14 protein-coding genes are annotated in these 16,997 nt (G+C 59.2%); 10 read left to right on the forward strand and 4 right to left on the reverse strand.

Annotation, left to right across the window (positions count from 1 at the left end; genetic code table 11):
* The first annotated feature begins 1 nt into the window (after window position 1).
* On the forward strand, window positions 2-2,773 hold the full coding sequence (locus BMX75_RS15565) for a sensor histidine kinase (RefSeq protein ID WP_092829473.1): 2,772 nt from the start codon (window positions 2-4) through the stop codon (window positions 2,771-2,773).
* A gap of 13 nt (window positions 2,774-2,786) precedes the next feature.
* Here the strand turns inward: BMX75_RS15565 and BMX75_RS15570 are convergent, their stop codons facing one another.
* The 3 genes from BMX75_RS15570 to BMX75_RS15580 are packed head-to-tail and all read right to left on the reverse strand — an operon-like array spanning window position 2,787 to window position 5,544.
* The gene (locus BMX75_RS15570; protein WP_092829475.1) at window positions 2,787-3,911 is read right to left on the reverse strand and encodes a DUF294 nucleotidyltransferase-like domain-containing protein; all 1,125 of its coding nucleotides are present in this window, start codon (window positions 3,909-3,911) and stop codon (window positions 2,787-2,789) included.
* 33 nt (window positions 3,912-3,944) lie between these two features.
* A complete protein-coding gene (locus BMX75_RS15575) occupies window positions 3,945-4,268 on the reverse strand; it encodes an HlyU family transcriptional regulator (protein ID WP_092829477.1) in 324 nt (107 codons plus the stop codon).
* A gap of 55 nt (window positions 4,269-4,323) precedes the next feature.
* Window positions 4,324-5,544, reverse strand: coding sequence for an argininosuccinate synthase (locus BMX75_RS15580; protein WP_066320407.1), 1,221 nt, complete (start codon window positions 5,542-5,544; stop codon window positions 4,324-4,326).
* Between the two features lie 192 nt (window positions 5,545-5,736).
* Here BMX75_RS15580 and rnt point away from each other — a divergent pair, with 192 nt between their 5' ends.
* Together rnt and BMX75_RS15590 are read left to right on the forward strand one after the other, a co-directional pair.
* Window positions 5,737-6,405: a ribonuclease T gene (rnt, locus tag BMX75_RS15585; protein ID WP_092829479.1), complete on the forward strand. Its 669-nt coding sequence runs from the start codon at window positions 5,737-5,739 to the stop codon at window positions 6,403-6,405.
* 83 nt (window positions 6,406-6,488) lie between these two features.
* The gene (locus tag BMX75_RS15590) at window positions 6,489-7,748 is read left to right on the forward strand and encodes a 6-phosphofructokinase (RefSeq protein WP_092829481.1); all 1,260 of its coding nucleotides are present in this window, start codon (window positions 6,489-6,491) and stop codon (window positions 7,746-7,748) included.
* 81 nt (window positions 7,749-7,829) lie between these two features.
* On the opposite strand, the gene BMX75_RS15595 is transcribed toward BMX75_RS15590, so the two are convergent.
* The gene (locus tag BMX75_RS15595; protein ID WP_092829573.1) at window positions 7,830-9,545 is read right to left on the reverse strand and encodes a bifunctional protein-serine/threonine kinase/phosphatase; all 1,716 of its coding nucleotides are present in this window, start codon (window positions 9,543-9,545) and stop codon (window positions 7,830-7,832) included.
* 255 nt (window positions 9,546-9,800) lie between these two features.
* Between BMX75_RS15595 and ppa the strand changes: the two genes are divergently transcribed.
* From ppa to fis, 7 genes are all read left to right on the forward strand, one after another.
* Complete coding sequence (ppa, locus tag BMX75_RS15600) at window positions 9,801-10,331, forward strand: inorganic diphosphatase (RefSeq protein ID WP_066320401.1); 531 nt, start codon at window positions 9,801-9,803, stop codon at window positions 10,329-10,331.
* A 154-nt stretch (window positions 10,332-10,485) separates the two neighbouring features.
* The gene (gene dsbD, locus BMX75_RS15605; RefSeq protein ID WP_092829483.1) at window positions 10,486-12,411 is read left to right on the forward strand and encodes a protein-disulfide reductase DsbD; all 1,926 of its coding nucleotides are present in this window, start codon (window positions 10,486-10,488) and stop codon (window positions 12,409-12,411) included.
* Window positions 12,412-12,670: 259 nt separating this feature from the next.
* Window positions 12,671-13,144, forward strand: a complete 474-nt coding sequence (accB, locus tag BMX75_RS15610; protein WP_092829485.1) for an acetyl-CoA carboxylase biotin carboxyl carrier protein — start codon at window positions 12,671-12,673, stop codon at window positions 13,142-13,144.
* Window positions 13,145-13,174: 30 nt separating this feature from the next.
* Complete coding sequence (accC, locus tag BMX75_RS15615; protein ID WP_092829487.1) at window positions 13,175-14,515, forward strand: acetyl-CoA carboxylase biotin carboxylase subunit; 1,341 nt, start codon at window positions 13,175-13,177, stop codon at window positions 14,513-14,515.
* 73 nt (window positions 14,516-14,588) lie between these two features.
* Entirely contained in the window at window positions 14,589-15,500 is a 912-nt protein-coding gene (gene prmA / locus BMX75_RS15620) for a 50S ribosomal protein L11 methyltransferase (RefSeq protein WP_092829489.1), read from the forward strand.
* 110 nt (window positions 15,501-15,610) lie between these two features.
* Entirely contained in the window at window positions 15,611-16,651 is a 1,041-nt protein-coding gene (gene dusB, locus BMX75_RS15625) for a tRNA dihydrouridine synthase DusB (protein ID WP_092829491.1), read from the forward strand.
* A complete protein-coding gene (fis, locus tag BMX75_RS15630; RefSeq protein WP_092829493.1) occupies window positions 16,648-16,989 on the forward strand; it encodes a DNA-binding transcriptional regulator Fis in 342 nt (113 codons plus the stop codon). The genes dusB and fis overlap by 4 nt, the downstream gene beginning before the upstream one ends.
* Window positions 16,990-16,997: the final 8 nt, after the last annotated feature.

Here is a 16,997-nt window from a genome sequence, read left to right on the forward strand (position 1 = left end):
CATGCGCACTGATCCGATCATACTGGGCACCGCCTTTGGTTATCTGGCGCTGCTGTTTCTGGTCGCCGCCTGGGGCGACCGGCGCGCGGAACAAGGCCGCTCCCTGATTGGCTCGCCCACCGTCTATGCCCTTTCCATCGCCGTCTACTGCACCGCCTGGACCTTTTACGGCAGCGTCGGGCGCGCCGCCGAACATGGGCCCAGCTTTCTGCTCATTTATCTGGGGCCCACCCTTGCGATGCTGCTGTCGCCCTTTGTCATCCGCAAGATGGTGCGCATCGCCGCTCGCCAGCGAATCACGTCGATTGCCGATTTCATCAGTGCCCGCTACGGCAAAAGCAGCAGCCTCGGCGCCCTCGTCGCCTTGATGGCCCTGATCAGCATCACGCCCTACATTGCCCTGCAGTTAAAAGCGATCACCGTCAGCCATGCCGTGCTGATCAACTACCCCAATGCGGCAGATGCCACCCTGGTGGATGAACACTTCTGGATGGACAAGTCACTCTGGGTCGCCCTGGTGCTCGCGGTCTTCATCATCCTGTTTGGTACCCGCCACCTGGACGCCAGCGAACGCCACGAGGGCATGGTGGCCGCCATTGCGCTTGAATCGATCGTCAAGCTGGTAGCCTTCATGGCCGTGGGCGTCTTCGTTGTCTTTGTGATGTTTGAGGGGCCCGCTGCGCTGTTTGACGAGGTAGCCGCCACGCCGGGCCTCGCCGACAGCATGCGCCTGGACAGCGTGCCCGGCGGTGCCACCGGCTGGGTGGGCATGCTTGTACTGGCCTTTCTGGCGTTCTTAACCCTGCCGCGCCAGTTTCAGGTCCTGGTGGTCGAAAATGTCGACGAGCAGCACCTCACCCGGGCAAGCTGGCTGTTTCCGCTGTATATGCTGCTGATCAATCTGTTCGTGATCCCCATTGCGTTGGCGGGACTGCTACTGGGCGTGAGTGCCGGCGACCCCGACAGCTTTGTGTTGACGCTGCCGCTGTCAGCCGGGCTTGAGGGCTTGCCCCTGCTGGTGTTTATAGGCGGCCTCTCGGCCGCCACCGGCATGGTCATCGTCGAGACGATCGCGCTTTCCACCATGGTCAGCAACCAGCTGGTCATGCCACTGCTGTTGCGCTCACGGCGCCTGCACCTGAGCACCAAGGGCGAGCTGGCGGGCTGGCTGCTGGGCATCCGTCGGGTGGCCATTGTGCTCATTCTGCTTCTTGGCTACCTCTACCACGCGCTGATTGGCGATTCCTATAGCCTGGTCACCATTGGTCTGGTGTCCTTTGCGGGGGCCGCCCAGTTTGCGCCAGCACTGCTCATCGGCCTTTACTGGCGAGGCGCCACCCGCCAAGGCGCCGCTGCAGGGTTAATCGCAGGTTTCATGGTCTGGTGCTATACGCTGCTGCTGCCAGGCTTCGCCCAGTCCGGCTGGCTGGATGCCAGGCTGCTCACCGACGGGCCCTGGGGCATCGACTGGCTGATGCCCTACGCGCTGTTCGGTCTGGAAGGCTGGGATATTTACAGCCATTCACTGCTCTGGAGCATGCTGACCAACGTGGGGCTGCTGGTGGGTGTCTCGCTCTTTACCCGCCCCACACCGCTTGAACAGACCCAGGCCGCGCTTTTCACTGAAGCGATGCACCCTAACCTGCAATCGGCACCGCTATGGCGCGGGCAAACGACGCAAGGGGCGCTTAACGAATTGCTCATCCGCTACCTTGGCGACCAGGCAACACGGCGCGTCTTCCGTCAAAACCGCTTTGACAATGGCTTCGCAGCAGATGAGCCCGCCAACGCCGAGCTGATTACCCGCGCCGAACAGGCACTTGCCGGGTCGCTGGGCAGTGCCTCTGCCCGGGTGCTGATCAATTCGGTGGTACGCGGTGAAGCGCTGGATATCGAGTCGATTCTGAGCATTCTGGATACCACCTCGCAAACCCTCGAGTACAACCGCCGCCTGGAGCAGAAGTCCCAAGAGTTGGCGCAAATCGGCGAAGAGTTACGCGGTGCCAATGAACGGCTGCGCGAGCTGGACCGCTTGAAAGATGAGTTTGTCGCCATGGTCAGCCATGAACTGCGCACACCGCTCACCTCGATCCGCGCCTTTGCGGAAATTCTGCGTGATAACAGCGAGCTGCCCGACAAAAAGCGCCAACACTTTCTGGGTGTCATCGTTCATGAAAGCCAGCGGCTATCACGTCTGATAGAGGAGATTCTGGATCTTGCTCGATTGGAAAGCGGCCGCTTAACGCTCGACCCGGTGCCTCTTGACCTGGCTGCGCTGGCGCGGCGCAGCGTCGATGCCATTGCACACCTGCATCAGGAACGCGGGATCAAGCTTGAGATGAGTATCGAGGCTGACCCGGCCATGGTGATCGGCGACCAGGACCGCCTGGAACAGGTGATCATCAACCTGCTCGATAACGCGGGCAAATTTGCCGATCGCCATCAGCCCATGGTGCGCCTGAGCCTATACCGTCACCGCCATCATTTCCGCTTAAGCGTGGAAGATAACGGCGCAGGGATTAGCGTCGATGAGCGCGAGCGGGTATTCGAAAAATTTCACCAGATACAGCAGGACGGCGATATCCCTCACGGTCGCCCCAAGGGAAGCGGGCTCGGGCTGCCCATCAGCCGGGGCATTATTGCCCATCTGGGGGGACGCCTCTGGGTAGAAGACGCCCAGGCCCTGGGCGGCGCCTGCCTGACACTGGAGCTGCCGCCCGCCCCTGAGCATCCCACGACCACCGACTCATCCGCCCCACCATCGCTATCATAAGCAAGACGCTTGGCTAGGCGGCGCGTGCCTGTTGTACAAACGCCTTGATCTGCTGGAGGTCAAACTTTAAAAGCAACCGCTCATCTTCACGCAGACGTTGCACATCAACCCAACCGTCAGCGGCGTGGCCGCGGGCCTTGTTGTATCGCTGCTGATCCAGCAAGCGCTGCTGAAGACGCTCGAAGGCCGCCACCAGGAGCGCTGATTGCGCCGCTGACAGCTCGCCTGCCTGGTCAAGCGCCACCAGTCGCGCTCGGGTGGACATTTCAGGGCACCGGTGGCGCACACACAGCAGGCGTGCGGCGCTTATCAGTGGCAACAGCCCCTGCTGTTTCAGATTGACAGCCTGATGATGGGGGGCCGCAAGACCGGGACTTGACGTGACCCGCCCGAAGCGGTCCAGCGCCACCGGCAGCTCGTCAAGCAATGCGGCCATCTCGTGCATGAACAGGGACGCCTCGGGCAAGGTCGACGCAATGCTTTCAGCCAGTCGTTCCGCCAGCGCCGAATTGCCCGCAACCGGTGCAAAATCAAGCAGAATATTGGTCTGCTGTACCCGTTTTACCCGCCGGTCGGCACTCCAGATTGACAGCTGGGTGCGCCACTCGCTCAACCGCTTACGCCACATCGGCCAGCGTGCCATTACGTGACCTCGGCACAGTGGTATACCCGCCTCGTCCAGACGCCGGGTAAACCGCTCGCCTAATGCTTGAAAGTAGCCGTCGATCTCGACGTGGCGGTGATCGGGGTAGTCGTCAATGATCAGCGCATTGTCCTGGTCGGGACCCAGTAGACTCTCATAGCGCGCGGCAGAGCCTAACAGCAGTACGCAGTAGTCGACCGGCGGTTCCCCCCAGCCTTGGGCGCGCATTTCGTCGAGCGATAGCGCAATCGCCTGACGGTAAAGCATGGCGTTATGGTCACTGATCACCTCACTGATGCGCCAGGCTGGCAGGTCATAATGAACCAGTGATTCAGCCAGGGACAGCTGCCACGCATGCGCATCGGCTAACGAGGTAAACGGCGAAGAGAGATGGGTGGAAAGGTGACTCAACGGCGCGGTGAGCGCCGATAACTTGAGCGTCCCGTCATCAGTAAACAGGGAGCGCCAGGGTGAGGCTTGGTGGACAACCCGCATACGCCTCTCCTTAACGTTACAGCCGACTCTCCGTCACCGGTCGCCTTCGTGGCGTGGGTCGGGCTTGAACATGTCATCGCCCACTTCATCAATGTAGCGCTGGGCTTTGGTGATCATCATGGCGTCGCAGGCGTCACGGCTGGGCAGCATATCCGAGCGTTCAAAGCGGTGCTCAAGCGCTTCTCCCTCACCCTGGGGCCGAGTGATCAACCCGCTCACCCGATACTGGCCGCTCTGGTTATCGGGCTGAGAAGTGATCATGTAGCCTTTGTATTCGACGGGGTCGGCCGATTGAGTCTTGCCCTTGGCGCCTTCCTGGCCGCCACCCAGCAACCCCGAGAGTAGTTTTTTTAACATTTTGTCTCCTCGCGTCCGGCAGGCGGCAAGTCATGCTTGCCGCCCAACCAGCCCGTTAGCTCTGTTGACGCCCTTTACCCGCCGCAATCCGCAGACGCAGCGCGTTCAGCTTGATAAAGCCTTCGGCATCTTTCTGGTCGTAGGCACCGGCATCGTCTTCGAAGGTGGCAATCGACTCATCAAACAGCGACTGCTCTGACTGACGGCCCACCACGATGGCATTACCCTTGTAGAGCTTCATGCGCACGACGCCGGAGACGTTATGCTGGGTTTCATCGATCGCCGCCTGCAGCATGCGACGCTCGGGGCTCCACCAGTAGCCGTTGTAGATGACTTCGGCGTATTTCGGCATCAACTGGTCTTTAAGATGCGCTTCTTCGCGATCCAGGGTCAATGATTCAATCGCCCGGTGGGCGCGCAACATGATGCTGCCCCCTGGGGTTTCGTAGCAGCCACGCGACTTCATGCCCACATAGCGGTTCTCAACGATATCCAGACGGCCGATGCCGTTATCGCCACCCAGCTTATTGAGCTTTTCAAGCACTTCATGGGGTTTGAGGGCTTCACCGTCAATCGCCACGATATCGCCTTTCTCGAACGTGAGTTCCACGTAAGTCGGCTTATCGGGCGCCGCTTCCGGCGAGACGCTCCAGCGCCACATGTCTTCTTCGGCTTCCGCCCAAGGGTCTTCCAGAATGCCGCCTTCATAAGAAATATGCAGCAGGTTGGCATCCATGGAATAAGGCGATTTCTTCTTTTTACTGGAAAAGTCGACGGGGATGTTGTGCTCTTCGCAGTAGGCCATCAGTTTTTCGCGTGATGTCAGATCCCACTCGCGCCACGGCGCGATCACTTTCACACCTGGCTTCAAGGCATAGCCGCCCAGCTCAAAGCGAACCTGGTCGTTGCCTTTGCCGGTCGCACCGTGGGAAATGGCATCGGCACCGGTCTCGTTGGCGATATCGATCAAGCGCTTGGCAATCAACGGGCGGGCGATGGAAGTACCCAGCAGGTATTCGCCTTCGTAGATGGTGTTGGCACGGAACATCGGGTAGACGAAGTCACGCACAAACTCTTCGCGCAGGTCTTCGATATAGATTTCTTTGACGCCCAACGCCTCTGCCTTGGCGCGCGCTGGCTCAACCTCTTCGCCTTGACCGATGTCGGCGGTAAACGTCACTACCTCGCAGTTGTAGGTTTCTTGCAACCACTTAACGATAACGGATGTGTCCAGGCCGCCTGAATATGCCAGCACAACCTTTTTGACATCGGACATTCTTGACTCCTTTTCTGAACGAGTGCGCGCCAGACTCGCTAATCGGGGAATGGCTCACGCTGAAAAACACCAGCCTCCAAGTATAGCGTTCTCAGTGCTCAGCGAATACCGCCAACGACGCCTTAACAGGAAACTGCTAGAATCACCCCACGAAAAGCGCTAACCGATTACTCGCAGACTAAGGAGAGCTGCATGAGCGAGGCGATTGCCCGCGAATTAATGGCCCAACGTTTTCGCAGTTACCTGCCCGTTGTCGTTGATTTGGAGACCGGGGGCTTCAATGCACAAGGCGACGCCTTGCTGGAAATTGCTGCCGTTACCCTGACAATGGACCCAGAAGGCAACCTTTTGCCCGATGCCACTCATGCCTACCATATTCAGCCGTTTGAGGGCGCCAACGTTGAGCAGTCCGCGCTGGATTTCACCGGCATCAACCTGGATGACCCCTTACGTCAGCAGGTCGCACTGAGTGAGGAAGAAGCCCTGGGCGAGATTTTTCGGCCTATCCGCAAGTCGATTAAAGCCCATGGCTGTTCGCGGGCGATCCTGGTCGGTCATAACGCTGCGTTCGATCATGGTTTTTTAAACGCGGCCGCCAACCGTTGCGGTGTCAAGCGCAACCCCTTTCACCCTTTTTCCAGCTTCGACACGGCGACCCTGGCGGGGTTGGTCTACGGCCAGACCGTTCTGGCACGCGCCTGCCATGCAGCGGGTATCGAATTTGATAACAAGGCGGCTCACTCGGCGCGCTACGATACCGAACGCACAGCCGAGCTGTTCTGCGCCATGGTCAACCGCTACAAGGATTTAGGCGGCTGGCAACTGGCCCAGCGCGAACAGGCCCTGGATAGCGGCGACTAGCCGTATGCAGGCCTTAATGCTTTACGCTAAACTTCGCCCACTTATCATTACGCTTTCCGACTTTCAGGAGATGAGACGTTTCCATGGCTCAGTATAATGCCTTTTACGCCCAATCAGGCGGTGTTACCGCCGTGATCAATGCCAGTGCTTGCGGCGTCATCGAAGCTTGCCGCCAAGCCCCCGACCAGATCGGCAAGGTCTATGCCGGTCATAACGGCATTATTGGAGCCCTGACGGAAGACCTCATCGATGTCACCCAGGAAAGCGATGAGGCCATCGCGGCCTTGCGCTACACGCCGGGGGGCGCGTTTGGCTCTTGCCGCTACAAGCTCAAGGATATCGATACCCACCGCGCCCAGTACGAGCGCCTGATCGAGGTCTTCAAGGCCCACGATATCCGCTACTTCTTTTATAATGGCGGCGGTGACAGCGCGGATACCTGTCTGAAAGTGTCCCAGCTTTCCGAAAAACTGGGCTATCCACTGACGGCCATTCATGTGCCCAAAACCGTCGATAACGACCTGCCGATTACCGACAACAGCCCTGGCTTTGGCAGCGTGGCAAAGTACATCGCCACCTCTACCCGTGAGACGTCGCTGGATATCGCCTCGATGTGTGCCACATCAACCAAGGTGTTTGTGCTTGAAGTGATGGGTCGCCACGCTGGCTGGATCGCAGCGGCAGGCGGGTTAGCCGGTGAAGGCGCGGGCGAGCCCCCCCACCTGATCGTATTCCCGGAAATTCCGTTCAACCGCAAAGCGGTCATGGAAAGGGTCGAGCAAAGCGTCAAGCAGAATGGTTACTGCGTGATCGTGGTGTCGGAAGGGGCGCGCTACGAAGACGGCACCTTCCTGGCCGATGCGGGCAACACCGATGCTTTCGGTCACCGCCAACTGGGCGGCGTTGCCCCCACGCTGGCCGGCATGATCAAGCAGGACCTGGGCTATAAGTACCACTGGGCGGTTGCGGATTACCTGCAACGCGCCGCCCGTCACCTGGCGTCCAAGACCGACGTCGAGCAGGCCTACGCGGTCGGTCGTGAAGCGGTGACGCTGGCGCTGGCAGGCAAGAACGCCATGATGCCCGCCATTCGCCGGATTTCTCAGTCGCCCTATCAGTGGGATGTCATTTCTGCGCCGCTGTCCCAGGTGGCGAACCAGGAGAAGTTCATGCCCCGGGATTTCATCAGCGAGGAAGGCTTCGACATTACCGACACCTGCCGCGACTACCTCTCGCCGTTGATTCAGGGAGAAGACTTCCCTCCCTTTGAAAATGGCCTGCCCAAAATGGCCAAGCTGAAACTGGCCAAGGTAGAACGCAAGCTGCCTGTGTTTACGCTCTAGGCATTTACTGCGTCGCCGCTACCCATAACACAAGCCCAGGCTCGTCCCGCGACGCCTGGGCTTGTTTATCCAATGGAACCGTTAACGCAACAGCCACGACAGCACCAGCAACAGCAGCAGAATACCGGCGACTCCCTGCCAGAAATGGCGCGGCTCCTTGCGCTCTTTATCCTCCGCTGCCCGCTTGCCCAAGGGCAACCGCAGGGCATGCAGAAACTCTGATAACCGCCTGAAACGCAGCGCTCGCTGGGGGTCCAGGGCGCGCCGCAGGGCCTCGTCGAGCTCTGGCGATATTTCCGGGTTGGTGGTGCGTGCGTTGCGGTAGGTCAAGCCTTCCAGATCGGTATGGCTGCGCAGCCGATTAGGCGTCATGTTGTAAGGCAGCTCGCCGGTCAACAGCCAATAGACGGTCGATGCCAACGAATATTGGTCACTGCGCCGCCCGACACTGTCCCCCAGGGCATACTCCGGGGCGGTGTGCTCGTTGAAGCCCACCTGTCTCAACAGTTCGCCCGAGTGGCGATGGCCGTCAACCTCGCGCATATGGCAGGCGCTGAAGTCGGTAAGCACGACCTTGCCGTGGGGGTCGATCAGGATATTATCGGGGTTGATTTGTTGGTGGATGATTTCCCGGTGGTGCAAGGCCTGAACGGCTTTGCCCAGCTGATTGGCGATATCCAGTCGCTGGGACAGACTTGCCTGGGGATGGCGCTCGGCCCAGTGACGCAGCGTCTCGCCTTCAATGTGCTGCATCAGATAATAGAGGTAACGCCGCGGCCGCGACGGCTCGACAACCTTGACCACGAACGGCGAATTGACCCTTTCCACCACCCACTGCTGGAGCAGAAAGTGCTCTAGATAGGCATTGCGCAACGAAAGCTCGGGGCTCGGCGCTTTCATGACCATTTCCCGCTCGGAGTAGACATCGCGGACACGGTAGATACGTGATTGGGCGGTACGCGACAACACTGCCAGCACCTCCAGGCCATCCAGCCTGGCCCCGGGTGCCAGTTCGGGCGGTATCGGCAGCTCGCCGTATAGCTGCCCCGGATGATCGCTGCTTTCTTCAGGCAATTCATCGATGCGCACCAACTGGAAACAGAATTGGTCACCGCCATAGCCGCGTTCCTGAGCCCGCTGCTTCGCTTCATTGGCGAGACGCTCACAGGCCGCATCCAGGTCGCTGGCATCCTGGCGGATCAGCCGCACGTAGTCAGACGGCAGCAAGGTGCCCCCCACGGCCTGGGTGGTAAACAGGAACAGATCGCCCTGCTTCATGGGCAGATGGGTGTAGTCAATGTCCAGACTGCCATCCATGCCCAGCGCCCGGGATGGATAGCGGTAGCCCCCCAGGTCCGTGACGTGATCACGCGTCAGCTGTTCGAACTCGGCGCCTCGCAGCCGGAACACCAGCGTGTCCCCCATGTGGAACAGATGGGCATCGCGTTCACGGAATATCAAGGCCGACAGCGATGACACGAAGCTGCCGTTCTGCACATGCTGGCTCTGGCCGTAACACCAGCTATTGAGCGCTCTGAGCACGCGCGTCGCCGACGTCTTGACGTCCCAATGATCAGGCGTGGAAAAATAATCGGCTAAAAAGCCCCGTACGCTCAAATCTCCCGCCTGTTTGGCCAGGGTATTGCGCGCGAGGGAGTCGCTAATGACCGCGCAACCTCCTTTTGCCTTGAGCAACGGCGGTTCGGGGAAGCGTACCGACATGGAGCTGCGGTGCAGACGCCGGTCCGGGGCAACAAATGCCTGACCGTAACTGATCAGCAATTGGGCATGGGCCAAGTCATCCTCCTGAGCATACAGCATTGGCAACTGACATCACTGTCTAGAAACGCCTATGATACACGCTGGCGATACGGAACGATGCTCGCCAAACGTCGTGACGTCGTAAAGCAGGCCGTGCAGCACGATCGCGAGACGCTTTGGCGTCGCAACACCTATGTCGCATTGGTAATCTTGCGGCCATGTTCGTATAATCCGGTGCTATTCATACAGCAACTTCGATTGCCTAGCCATTGTACGACCAAGGAATTAACGATGAACTTCGACAACATCCCCGCTGGTAAGGATCTGCCCAACGACCTGTATGTGGCGATTGAAATTCCTGCCAATCATGCGCCGATCAAATACGAGATCGATAAAGACATGGGGGCCCTGCTGGTCGACCGCTTTATGGCCACGCCCATGTTCTACCCGGCCAACTACGGTTTTATTCCCCACACCTTGGCCGACGATGGAGACCCGTTGGACGCACTGGTCGTCACGCCGCATCCGGTCCAGCCCGGCAGCATCATCCGCGCACGCCCGGTCGGCATCCTGAACATGACCGATGAAGCCGGTGAAGACGCCAAGCTGGTATGTGTTCCGCACCCCAAGCTCAGCTCGCTCTATGACGACGTTCAGGAAGTCACCGACCTGCCCGAACTGCTGCGTCAGCAGATTGCCCACTTCTTCGAAAACTACAAAGATCTCGAAAAAGGCAAATGGGTCAAAGTCGAGTCCTGGGAAGGCGTAGACGCGGCACGCAAAGCCATTGAAAAATCGGCGGCGGCTTACCACAAAGCCTGAGCAGTTCCGCGTCAGTGATTAATGAGGCCACCTTCGGGTGGCCTCTTTCGTTGGCGTTCAGCATTTTTCCTGACGCCCGGCGCCAACCGTTACCGGCGCGCCATCTTGCGTTATGCTAGCGGCCTGTTATGACGTTATCGACCAAGGATACATTTTGCATACGATTCGACGTTTAGGGCTCTTGTGTCTGCTCGGCACGCTTCCGCTATTGGCCCAGGCGCAGTGGTTTTCCTCAAGCGATCAGAACGACGACTTTCTTCCCGTCCTGGAAGCCTTTCAACCCACCGCCTGGCATGACGGTGACACCCTTTTCGTAGGCATCGAAGCCGCTGACGGGTATTACCTCTACCGCCACCAGTTTGCCGTGGAGAGCCTGACGAACCAGGCTCGCCTGGGAGAGCTCGAACTGCCCGAGGGCACCTTCACCAATGATGAATTCATGGGTGACGTCTATATTTTCCGCGACCGGATGGTCATGGAAGTGCCGCTGGAAAGTGACTTTTCAGGTCCGCTGGATATCGACTTTACCTTCCAGGGCTGCGCCGATGCCGGGCTGTGTTACCCGCCGGAAACCGTCGCGCTGCAGGCTACCGAAAGCCAACCGCCGCGCGCGTACGCCGACTGGGAGGCCGGGGCGGATACTGACGAGACACCTGCCTCATCGCCAGTGGAAGCGGCGGATGACGCCACCGACACGGCAGCACCTGCCGACGTGTCCGCGGCAGTGAATGACAATGCCACTCGCCCTGGCGCGCCGCAGAGCGAGGACAGCCGTTTCAGCCAACTGATGACCGACGCCAGCCTGCCGTTGGCGCTGGGACTTTTCTTCCTGGCAGGCATCGGGCTGACATTCACGCCCTGCGTATTACCGATGGTGCCCATTCTGTCTTCAATCATCATTGGTCAACAGCCCTCGCGCCCTCGAGCCTTCATGCTGTCGGCCAGCTATGTGCTCGGCATGGCCGTGACCTATGCGGCGGTCGGCGTGCTGATGGGGCTATTCGGGGCCGGTCTCAATCTCCAGGCACAGTTGCAGTCTGCCCCGGTACTGATCACCTTTGCCATTCTGTTCAGCGTGTTTGGCCTGGCCATGCTCGGCGCCTTTGACCTGCGCCTGTCGCCACGTCTGGCCCAGCGCATCGACGCCTGGCAGGCACGGGCACAGCGCAGCGGCCCGGCAGGGTTGGCACTGGCAGGCGCGCTGTCGGTACTGGTGGTGTCTCCCTGTGTAACGGCGCCCCTGGCCGGGGCGCTGGTGATCATTTCCACCACCGGCGATGCATTCACTGGCGGCGCCATGCTGTTTGCGCTGGGCATGGGAATGGGTGTTCCGCTCCTGTTGGTGGGCACCTTCGGGGCAACATCACTGCCGCGTTCCGGCCCGTGGCTGAACGGGGTCAAAATCGCTTTTGGGCTGTTGCTGTTTGGGGTGGCCATCTGGATGGTAGAACGTCTGGTGGCCCCGCCGGTTGCCTTGCTTCTCTGGGCAGCGCTTGCCATCGGCACCGCCCTGACCCTGGGGGCTTTGCAAACCAATACGCCATCGGGCTGGGCGAAAGCGCGTCAAACCCTGGGCCTTATCCTTTTGACCTGGGGCATCGCCCTTACCCTTGGCGCTGCCTTGGGCTCGCATGATCCCCTGCGCCCGCTAAACTTCCAAACGGTCAATAACAACGACGCTTCAGCCCCATTGGCTTTTCAGCGTTTGGACAACTTGCCAGCACTCAACAGCGCCATCGATACAGCCAAGGCAGAGGGTAACCCCGTCTTCGTTCATTTTACGGCTGACTGGTGCATCGCTTGTCGCCAGCTGGAACGCGACGTCTACACGGACCCCGCTGTCATCGAGCAACTTGCCGGCTTTGAGCGCATTGCCGTCGATGTCACCGATACCAATGCGCAAAGTCGCGAACTGTTGAACCGCTACCAGCTATTCGGCCCACCCAGCCTGCTCTTTTTTCAGAATGGCCAGGAGGTCCGCGAAGCACGCATCCAGGGCGATATCAACGCCACCGACTTCGCCCGGCACCTGCGCGAACTGGCACGTTGGGAAGAGAGCCGCCAGACGGGCCAAGGTTAGATATTGAGGCGTCCTGTCGCGAATGTCGTCAAACGATCGTTTGGAAATAGCGCTATGTGCCCAGCATGCGATAGCTGGACATCGATAACGTTTTTCGGCAAACTTCGCCACCATATTGATTGATTTTCTGCTTTTTGAAGCAGTATAAAAGGGTAACGTTCGTTATCATGCGGCGTTCTCTTCATTTTAACATTTGGTTTACTGCGCTATTGACGCGCGGTGAGCACACCACTCTTAACGATAGTGATGGGGCTAGGTAATGGATATCCGTAAAGTCAAAAAACTGATTGAACTGCTCGAAGAATCCAATATTAGCGAGATTGAAATCCAGGAAGGCGAAGAGTCGGTGCGCATCAGTCGGCATCCCAATGGCGCGACGTGGCATCCGCAGTCCATGCCCCAGTACGCTCAGCATGCCCCTCAACAGGCACCTGCCGCGCCCGCTGCCAACACTGCTCCGGCGCCTGCAGAGGATACCGCTCCGGGCACCAGCTATCGCGGTGAAGCCATCAACTCACCGATGGTCGGCACCTTCTATCGCAGTCCCGCACCCGGCGCCAAATCCTTTGTGGAAGTTGGCGATACGGTCAAGCAAGGCGATACGGTGTGTATCGTGGAAGCCATGAAGATGATGAACCAAATCGAAGCCGACCGTGACGGCGTGGTGGAAGCCATTCTGGTAGAAGACGGTGAGCCGGTGGAATTCGATCAGCCAATGATCGTCATCGCTTAATCCTTCATTTCAATACGGGTGGACTCTCCCATGCTCGACAAGGTACTTATCGCCAACCGCGGCGAGATTGCTCTACGTATCCTCCGGGCCTGTAAAGAGCTAGGCATTAAAACCGTGGCGGTTCATTCAAAGGCGGACCGCGAACTCATGCATGTACGCCTAGCCGATGAGGCGGTATGTATCGGTCCGGCCTCCTCTGCTCAGTCCTATCTCAATATTCCGGCCTTGATCAGCGCCGCGGAAGTGACCGATTCCAGCGCCATTCATCCCGGCTACGGCTTTTTATCCGAAAACGCCAACTTTGCCGAACAGGTAGAACGCTCGGGCTTTACGTTTATCGGCCCCCGCGCAGAAACCATTCGCCTGATGGGCGATAAAGTCAGCGCCATTGAATCAATGAAAGCGGCTGGCGTTCCCACGGTTCCTGGTTCGGACGGCCCGCTTGGCGACGATGATGAAACCAATCTCGCGACTGCCCGGCGCATCGGCTATCCGGTTATCATCAAGGCGGCAGCCGGTGGCGGCGGGCGCGGCATGCGCGTTGTGCATGCCGAGGGCCACCTGCTTTCCGCGATTACCGTCACCCGCACCGAGGCCCACTCCTCGTTTGGCGATGGCACCGTCTACATGGAGAAGTTTCTCGAAAATCCCCGCCACGTGGAAGTTCAGGTACTCGCCGACGGCCAGGGTAATGCCATCCACCTCTTTGACCGGGACTGCTCGCTCCAGCGTCGCCACCAGAAAGTCCTCGAGGAAGCACCGGCCCCCGGCATCGACCCTGACGCGCGCGCCAAGGTGCTGGAAGCGTGCCGCCAGGCATGCGTGGAAATCAACTACCGGGGCGCAGGTACCTTCGAGTTCCTCTACGAAGACGGCAACTTCTTCTTTATCGAGATGAATACCCGCGTCCAGGTGGAGCATCCGGTCACCGAGATGGTAACCGGCGTGGATATTGTCAAGGAACAGCTACGCATTGCCTCGGGCATGCCGCTGACGATCCGCCAGGAAGACGTCGTACTCAACGGCCACTCGTTCGAATGCCGTATCAACGCCGAAGACGCGCGCACCTTCATGCCCTCACCCGGCAAGGTAAGCCTTTACCACGCGCCAGGCGGCCTCGGGGTACGCATGGACTCGCACATGTATACCGGCTATACCGTACCGCCCCATTACGACTCGCTGATCGGCAAGCTGATCACCTGGGGAGAGGACCGTGAAATTGCCCTCACCCGCATGCGCAACGCACTGGATGAGCTATTGGTCGAAGGCATCAAAACCAACATTGATCTGCAAAAAGACTTGGTGCGCGACAGCTACTTCCGCCAGGGTGGCGTCAATATCCACTACCTCGAAAAGAAACTCAGCAGCTAACCCACGCTGAGATTGATGATCACGGGATGGCCATCGTCATCCCGCTTTTTTTTTGCTGCTGCGGAGATCCGGAATGCCCTGGCTTCAACTCAAAGCGCACGTCCCGCCCGAGCAGGCAGAGCTGCTGGAAGAGTTGCTCCTTGAAGAAGGCGCGACAGCGATCGGGCTTCAAGACGCCCATGACGACCCGGTCTTCGAGCCTGAACGCGGTACAACGCCTTTATGGCAGGACACTGTCGTCACCGGCCTATACGATGATCTCGAGGGCATCGACGCCATGCTGGCGCGTATCGAAGCCGCCTGGTCGGAACAGGTACCGGACGAACCCTGCCCGAGCATTGACTACGAGCTACTCGCGGATCGCGATTGGGAACGCGAGTGGATGAAAGACTTTACCCCCCTGCGCATGGGAGAACGGCTCTGGATTGTGCCAAGCTGGCATGAACCGCCCGAATCCGATGCCGTCAACCTGATCCTCGACCCGGGGCTGGCGTTTGGCACCGGCACCCACCCGACCACTGCATTGTGCCTGAAATGGCTCGACGGCCTGGCCGTCAGCGGTCAACTCGCCAGCCAGTCTGTACTCGACATCGGCTGTGGTTCGGGCATTCTGGCCATTGCCGCATTAAAGCTCGGTGCGGCCCATGCCGATGGTACCGATATTGATCCTCAGGCGCTGCAAGCCAGCCGCGAGAACGCGGAGCGTAACCAGATTGATGAAACGGCTCTGACCCTTTGTTATCCCGAGCAGCTCGCCAAAAGCCGCTATCCGATTGTCACCGCCAACATTCTGGCGGGTCCGCTGATTGAGCTGGCATCAACGATTGCAGGCCACGTTGCGCCCGGCGGTCGCATTGCCCTTTCAGGCATTCTGGCCAACCAGGCTGATGACGTCATGCAGGCCTATCAACAAGAGGGGCTGAGCATGGATACGCCTGTCATGCAGGAAGGCTGGGTACGCCTGACCGGACAACGTATCGCTTAATACGTCGATTACGACCCTGGCCGCCTTCACCCCGCCGTCGAGTAAGCGTATCATACGCCACCTCGGGCGACCTGACGGTCGTTAACCGCACCATCAAAGCGTCAACTGCCATGACCCTATCGACATTGCCACCGCTCAAGATTGGCCCCTACACCCTGCCGAACCGGGTCATATTAGCGCCCATGGCGGGTGTGACCGATCGCCCTTTCCGTCAGTTGTGTCGGCAACTGGGAGCAGGCTGGGTGGTTGGCGAAATGGTCACTGCCGACCCGAGCCTGTGGCACACACGCAAATCGAAGCTGCGCATGGACCATCGCGGCGAACCTGATCCCAGGGTTGTGCAAATTGCCGGGGGCGACGCCGAGATGCTCGCCCAGGCAGCCCGGCTCAATGCCGACCTTGGCGCACAGGTCATCGATATCAACATGGGCTGCCCGGCCAAGAAAGTCTGCAACAAGGCAGCAGGCTCTGCCTTGCTTCGCGATGAAAAACTGGTTGGCGAGATTCTCGATGCCGTGGTCAACGCCGTCGACATCCCCGTTACCCTGAAAATACGCACCGGCTGGTGCGCCGACACGAATAATGGTGTCCGTATTGCGCGCCTTGCCGAGGAAGCTGGCATTCAATCACTGGCGGTTCATGGCCGACACCGCGAGCAGCGCTATACTGGATGGGCGGAGTACGACACCATCGCCGATATAAAATCACGACTGAACATTCCGGTGATTGCCAATGGGGACATCACGACCCCGGAAAAAGCGGCAGACGTGCTGCGCTATACGCAAGCAGACGCCGTCATGGTAGGACGGGGCGCTCAGGGAAATCCCTGGATTTTTGATCAGATTCAGTACTTTCTGGAACATGGTGAGCACCGCGCTCAGCCCAGCCTGGAAGAGCGTCGTAGTGTGCTCATTGCCCATCTAAGCGCTCTACATAGCTTTTATGGCGACACCATGGGCGTGCGCATTGCGCGTAAGCACCTGGGCTGGTACCTGGGCGAAGATGCCCGTTTTACTCCCGCTCAGCGGCGTGATTTAAAGCAACAATTTAACGGATTATCCTCTAACGAAACACAAGTTAATTGGATCAATGACGCCATGGCACCCGATGCCATCAAGCGTCTGCTAGCCAAAGGAAGCTATGCAGCATGACCGAACGCGATCTTGATCTTGTTTCCAGCGACAGTGCCCCCGATAGCCATACCCCGCTCAATGGGACACTGGCTGATTCCGACGCCAGTATGCCCGCGCAGCCACTGCGCGAGTGCGTGGAAACCGCGATGCGTCGCTACTTCGAGCATCTCGATGGCAGTCAGGCAACCGACCTGTACGCCATGGTGATGGCCGAAGTAGAGGCGCCACTGCTCGCCTGCGTGCTTGAGCACACCGAGGGCAACCAGACCCGCGCAGCGGATGTACTGGGCCTCAATCGCGGCACGCTGCGCAAGAAACTGAAGCTTTATGGACTTATTGAAGGTGACGCCCCATAGCCTTGGGG

This window comes from Vreelandella subterranea (assembly GCF_900111305.1).
Lineage (GTDB): Bacteria > Pseudomonadota > Gammaproteobacteria > Pseudomonadales > Halomonadaceae > Vreelandella > Vreelandella subterranea.

Bases quoted from the DNA above. Each gene is read 5' to 3' on its own strand.
- BMX75_RS15565 (WP_092829473.1), top strand. From the start codon at position 2: ATGCGCACTGATCCGATCATACTGGGCACCGCCTTTGGTTATCTGGCG.
- BMX75_RS15570 (WP_092829475.1), bottom strand. From the start codon at position 3,911: ATGCGGGTTGTCCACCAAGCCTCACCCTGGCGCTCCCTGTTTACTGAT.
- BMX75_RS15575 (WP_092829477.1), bottom strand. From the start codon at position 4,268: ATGTTAAAAAAACTACTCTCGGGGTTGCTGGGTGGCGGCCAGGAAGGC.
- BMX75_RS15580 (WP_066320407.1), bottom strand. From the start codon at position 5,544: ATGTCCGATGTCAAAAAGGTTGTGCTGGCATATTCAGGCGGCCTGGAC.
- rnt (WP_092829479.1), top strand. From the start codon at position 5,737: ATGAGCGAGGCGATTGCCCGCGAATTAATGGCCCAACGTTTTCGCAGT.
- BMX75_RS15590 (WP_092829481.1), top strand. From the start codon at position 6,489: ATGGCTCAGTATAATGCCTTTTACGCCCAATCAGGCGGTGTTACCGCC.
- ppa (WP_066320401.1), top strand. From the start codon at position 9,801: ATGAACTTCGACAACATCCCCGCTGGTAAGGATCTGCCCAACGACCTG.
- accB (WP_092829485.1), top strand. From the start codon at position 12,671: ATGGATATCCGTAAAGTCAAAAAACTGATTGAACTGCTCGAAGAATCC.
- accC (WP_092829487.1), top strand. From the start codon at position 13,175: ATGCTCGACAAGGTACTTATCGCCAACCGCGGCGAGATTGCTCTACGT.
- prmA (WP_092829489.1), top strand. From the start codon at position 14,589: ATGCCCTGGCTTCAACTCAAAGCGCACGTCCCGCCCGAGCAGGCAGAG.
- dusB (WP_092829491.1), top strand. From the start codon at position 15,611: ATGACCCTATCGACATTGCCACCGCTCAAGATTGGCCCCTACACCCTG.
- fis (WP_092829493.1), top strand. From the start codon at position 16,648: ATGACCGAACGCGATCTTGATCTTGTTTCCAGCGACAGTGCCCCCGAT.